The sequence below is a fragment of the Alcanivorax sp. HI0083 genome, from assembly GCF_001635175.1.
This window is the reverse complement of the sequence record NZ_LWFX01001160.1, coordinates 1-4,771: the sequence shown is the minus strand read 5'-3', so window position 1 is coordinate 4,771 and position 4,771 is coordinate 1. Positions and strand designations below refer to the sequence as shown.

Genomic DNA, 4,771 nt, shown 5'->3' with positions numbered 1-4,771 from the left:
GAGATCGGGTCCACTTCCGGCACCGTAGCAATATAGGTCGGCGAACGCTGCAGCATGGTGACCTGGGCGCCCTCTTTGGCCATAGCCGGCACCAGCGTCACAGCGGTAGCGCCGGAACCAATCACCACCACTTTCTTGCCTTTGTAATCCAGATTTTCCGGCCAGTGCTGCGGATGCACCACCTGGCCTTTGAAGTCTTTCTCACCCGGGAAATCCGGCTTGTAGCCTTCGTCGTAGTTATAGTAACCACTACAGGAGAACAGGAAGTTAGCGGTATAGGTTTCCTGTTCGCCGGTTTTTTCGTTGGTGGTTTCCACCGCCCAATGATTGTCAGCACTGGACCAGTTCGCCTTGATTACCTTGCGGCCAAAACGGATATGTTTTTTGACGCCGTACTCTTCCGCCGTGTCTTCCACGTACTGGCGAATAGAGTTGCCATCGGCCAGCACCTTGGGCTCGGTCCAGGGGCGAAAGCTGTAGCCCAGGGTGAACATGTCGGAATCAGAACGAATGCCCGGGTATTTGAAAAGATCCCAGGTCCCGCCGATACGTTCACGGCGTTCGAGAATCGCGTAAGTGCGATTCGGCGCCTTGCGGGTCAAATGGCAAGCGGCACCAATACCGGAAAGGCCGGCGCCAACAATCAGTACATCAACGTGTTTATTGGACATATTCTTTACCTCCAGCCATTCAGGCTGCCAGATCCTCGCAGTGCAAACATTGACATTGCTCAATGGCACGGTTCAATGGATGACAGAATAGCCGTACTGGAGGGGATGAGAAAAGGCCAAAACGGGCCGTTAATTGGCTCTGGAGCCCGGAAAAACTGCCGCTACGGACGAAAGCGAGGCGCAACCGGCATAAACACTGGCGTTAGCCGCTCCGCCAAACAAGGCCACCTTGATCAGTAACGGCCAGCGTTCTGCTCCAGGCAGTCCTGTTTGAAGGCTTGAATCATGTAACTCTGGGTCCGACGCTGGGTAGCATACTCCGGGTAGGCCCACAGCCGTCGGTCGTTCTCCACTCGGCGCGGCTGGTAGCTGATGCCTTTACTGCGCAACAACTTGTCCGTTAGCGCATCGCGCTGATCACTGCCCAGGTTGGCAGCCAACTGGCGAACACAGGACTCATAGCCGGCAATCAAGGCAAACTGCTCGGCGGAGTAATTGAAATCATCCGCCCTTACTGTTGCAACCAGGCTCAGCAACAGCGCCACCCGCCCCAACCAGCAGACCACCCCTTTGCGGCCTTGCCGCCCTGTCACTCGCCCAGGTTCATTTATCTGCATATGGACATTACTCATTGATTTTCATAGAAATCTGGTACATCAGAACCAATGTCAAAGTGCCATTATTTTTTTGTGACCTTTAACACACTGGTTACATAACCGGGTGTGCATACTCGCTTCTGGCCTCGGGGGAGGCCACCCCGGGCACCGCCAATACGGTCCCGCCAATGACTATAATGAAACGGGTACTGGCATGTTAAACCTTGAAAACCTGTGGCATACCGCAGCAGCACACCCCTGGCTCTGGATTCCTCTTTCCTGCGCAGCCCTGATTAGCCTGGTGCTGTGGAGCGGTCGCATTCGGCAACCCAGCGCCGTTAACCTGCTGGCCATTGGCCTGGTGCTGCCCGCCATCAACCTGAGCCTGGTGGCGACCAGCGCGGTGATGGTCTCCAACCAGCTATCGCTGGATTTGGCAGCCCTTCTGCCTTTTTAAGTACCTTGAGCGTTTAGCCTTCCAGGTCCCGCAAAAACGCCAGTTGATCCGCCAGACTGATCTCCCGGGCCTCACCCTGATAGACATCAAAATGGCCCACCGGGTAGCGCTTCACGCTGGGCCTTGCCATGGCCGCGGCCGCTTTTTCTGCGGCGCTGGCCGGCGCCACCGTATCGGTTTCGCAAATCAGGATCAGCGCCGGGCAGGTGACCCTGCTGGCCTGAGCCACCGGCCGGAATAGCGGCAACGCCAACGCGATCCGCCCCGCCACTTCATTGGGCACATTGTCCGGCATCAGCGCGGTATAGCCGTCATAGGCGTCATGGCTGGACATGGCAGCAAGCTCACCAGGCCGACCGGCTGAAGGCAGCATTTTCGGCCCCAGCCCCAACGCACTGCTGCCCACATCCCACAGACCAATGCCCGTCATTTTCAGCGCCTGCCCAATGCCGGCATAACGAATTACCTCCAGCACCGATGCCATGCCATCCATCATCGGGCACTGGGCAATAATGCCGGCCACCGATTCACGAGCGGCCACCGCTGTGACCAGGCCGCCACCGAAGGAAGTGCCCCACAGCACGATGCGTTGGTTATCCACTTCATCCAGCTTGCGCACACAGGCCAGTGCTGCCTGCCAGTCCGCCACTTCCCGGTTGGGTAACAGCACCTGCCGCGGCATCCCCTCACTTTCGCCAAAGTGGCGATAATCGAACAGGAATACCGCATAACCGGCTTGCACAAAGGCGTCGCGAAACGGCGCCAACCCGCATTCCTTGGTGAGCCCAAAGCCGTGCCCCATAACCACCGTCAGGAAAGGCCCCTCGCCTTCCGGCAGGTAAAGATCTCCCCGGCAGGACTGCCCCTCGCTGACAAACCGCAGTTCACGCATTGCGCTCATGGAAACTCCTTGGTTTTTTGCGTCTGACGTCTGACGTCCGACATTCACCCAATCGCCGCGGCGATAAAACGCCACTCTTCAATACTCTGCCCCAACACCAGGAAGTGCGGGTTGAGAATATCTTCCTTGTTGTACTGCAGCGGCTCGAAGGCGGTGTTCACCACTACGCCACCAGCGGCGGCTACCACCGCATGGGCGGCGGCGGTATCCCATTCGCTGGTGGGAGCCAGACGCGGGTAGATGTCCGCGCTGCCTTCCGCCACCAGGCACAGTTTCAGGGAGGAGCCCATGGAAGCGCGCTCCACTTCACCAATTTCTTCCCGGATAAAGGCTTCCAGCTTTTCCACCGCCTCGCCACCATGACTACGGCTGGCCACCATCACCACCGGGGTGGTGCGGGCACGGCATTGAATCGCCCCGCGGTCACCGTTGTGCTCTTTAAAGGCACCCACACCCTGACCACCCAGATAGGTCACCGCCGTTACCGGCACATGCACCACGCCCAGTACCGGGGTATCGCCTTCCACCAGGGCGATGTTCACGGTGAACTCGCCATTACGCTTGATGAATTCCTTGGTGCCATCCAGCGGGTCCACCAGCCAGAAACGCGGCCAGTCCTTGCGATCCGCATAGGCAATGCCGCCGGACTCTTCGGAAAACACCGGAATCTCCGGTGTCAGCGCCTGCAGGCGGGCTTCAATGATCTTGTGCGCCGCCATATCCGCCTCGGTAATGGGCGACTTGTCATCCTTGGTTTCTACCCCCAGATCATCACGCTCATAGACGTCAAGAATCGCTCGCCCCGCTTCACGGGCAATCTCGGCAAGCGGGTCCAGCAGGGCATTTAAGTCGGTCATTTCTTTTTCCTGTGATTCAGATTTTGGCACCTGCAGGAGCGGCGCTCCTACAGCTCAATTATCGACGTTGCTCCAGCAACCGCTTGGTCATTAATAACGCTGCGATCACCCGCGCCTCGGTCACATCGTCCCGTTCTATCAAACGATCCAGCTCTGACAGTTTCCAGGTGAGCACTTCCAGCTCTTCCGGTTCATCGCCGGGCAGGGATTCTTCGTAGAGATCTTCAGCCAGCACCACCTTGATGCGGTGGCCCATATAACCCGGCGACAGGGTCATGTCCTTCATTAGCGTGAGACGGCGAGCGCCGTAACCCGCCTCTTCCTTCAACTCCCGGTTGGCCGCGTCGCGCCAGTCTTCACCGTGTTCGTAAGCTCCCTTGGGCAGGGTCAACTCATAACTCTCTGTCCCCGCGCCATATTCCCGAATCATCACCACGGTGTCGTCATCCAGCAACGGCACCATCATCACCGCCGCAATCGGCGGCGTACGCAGGCGCTCGTAGGTGCGCTCCACGCCGTTGGAAAAGCGCAGGTGAAGTTCTTCGATCCCGAACAGGCGGCTCTTTGCTATCAGCCGGGTGTCGAGAATCTCCGGTTTCTCATCCATAATTACCTCTGAGCCCGCTATTGCAGGCAAGACTAACCCGAACACGCAGGAAATTCATGATTGACTGGCAATCCGTCGACACTGTGCTGCTGGATATGGACGGCACCCTGCTGGACCTGCACTTTGACAACTGGTTCTGGCAACAACACGTGCCCGACTGCTACGCCCGGCAACTGGGTCTGGAGCAGGCCGAGGCCAACCGCATCATCCACGACTGGATCACCAGCCACCAAGGCACCCTGAACTGGTACTGCCTGGATTTCTGGACCGCCGAGCTGGGTCTGGAAATTGCCGGCTTGAAAAGAGCCGCCGGCGACCGCATCTCCGTGCGGCCGGGAGCCGAAGCCTTTCTGCAACATCTGCAAGACTCGGACAAGCAAGTGATCATGGTGACCAATGCCCACCGCGATGCGCTGCATTTAAAGATAGAGCGCACCGGCATTGACCAGTATTTTGACGAACTGGTATCCAGCCACGACTACGGCCACCCCAAGGAGGCCCAGGCGTTCTGGCAGCACCTGCAGCGACACCTGCCCTTCGAACCGGGCCGAGCCCTGCTGGTGGACGACTCCTTGCCAGTGCTGCACAGCGCCCGGCAATACGGCATCGGCCAGCCGGTGAGTATTCTGCACCCGGATTCCAGCCTGCCCAAACGGCTTGATACGGACCCGTTCCCGGCCAT

General features: G+C 58.5%; 7 protein-coding genes. 2 read left to right on the top strand and 5 right to left on the bottom strand.

The window, feature by feature from the left end; genetic code table 11:
* Together A3754_RS16555 and A3754_RS16550 are read right to left on the bottom strand one after the other, a co-directional pair.
* Nucleotides 1-671, bottom strand: a 671-nt coding sequence (locus A3754_RS16555; RefSeq protein ID WP_156497037.1) for an NAD(P)/FAD-dependent oxidoreductase, incomplete at its 3' end; no start/stop codon positions are given.
* A gap of 233 nt (nt 672-904) precedes the next feature.
* On the bottom strand, nt 905-1,303 hold the full coding sequence (locus A3754_RS16550; RefSeq protein WP_156496714.1) for a hypothetical protein: 399 nt from the start codon (nt 1,301-1,303) through the stop codon (nt 905-907).
* 178 nt (nt 1,304-1,481) lie between these two features.
* Here A3754_RS16550 and A3754_RS16545 point away from each other — a divergent pair, with 178 nt between their 5' ends.
* On the top strand, nt 1,482-1,724 hold the full coding sequence (locus A3754_RS16545) for a hypothetical protein (RefSeq protein ID WP_063520584.1): 243 nt from the start codon (nt 1,482-1,484) through the stop codon (nt 1,722-1,724).
* Nucleotides 1,725-1,737: 13 nt separating this feature from the next.
* On the opposite strand, the gene A3754_RS16540 is transcribed toward A3754_RS16545, so the two are convergent.
* From A3754_RS16540 to nudE, 3 genes are read right to left on the bottom strand one after another with little or no spacing between them, the layout of a single operon-like run.
* Nucleotides 1,738-2,625, bottom strand: a complete 888-nt coding sequence (locus A3754_RS16540) for an alpha/beta hydrolase (RefSeq protein ID WP_063520583.1) — start codon at nt 2,623-2,625, stop codon at nt 1,738-1,740.
* A 44-nt stretch (nt 2,626-2,669) separates the two neighbouring features.
* Complete coding sequence (cysQ, locus tag A3754_RS16535) at nt 2,670-3,482, bottom strand: 3'(2'),5'-bisphosphate nucleotidase CysQ (RefSeq protein WP_063520582.1); 813 nt, start codon at nt 3,480-3,482, stop codon at nt 2,670-2,672.
* 58 nt (nt 3,483-3,540) lie between these two features.
* Nucleotides 3,541-4,089: an ADP compounds hydrolase NudE gene (nudE, locus tag A3754_RS16530; RefSeq protein ID WP_063520581.1), complete on the bottom strand. Its 549-nt coding sequence runs from the start codon at nt 4,087-4,089 to the stop codon at nt 3,541-3,543.
* A 56-nt stretch (nt 4,090-4,145) separates the two neighbouring features.
* On the opposite strand from nudE, the gene yrfG reads away from it, so the two are divergent.
* The coding region (gene yrfG / locus A3754_RS16525) for a GMP/IMP nucleotidase (RefSeq protein ID WP_063520580.1) at nt 4,146-4,771 on the top strand (626 nt) is incomplete at its 3' end.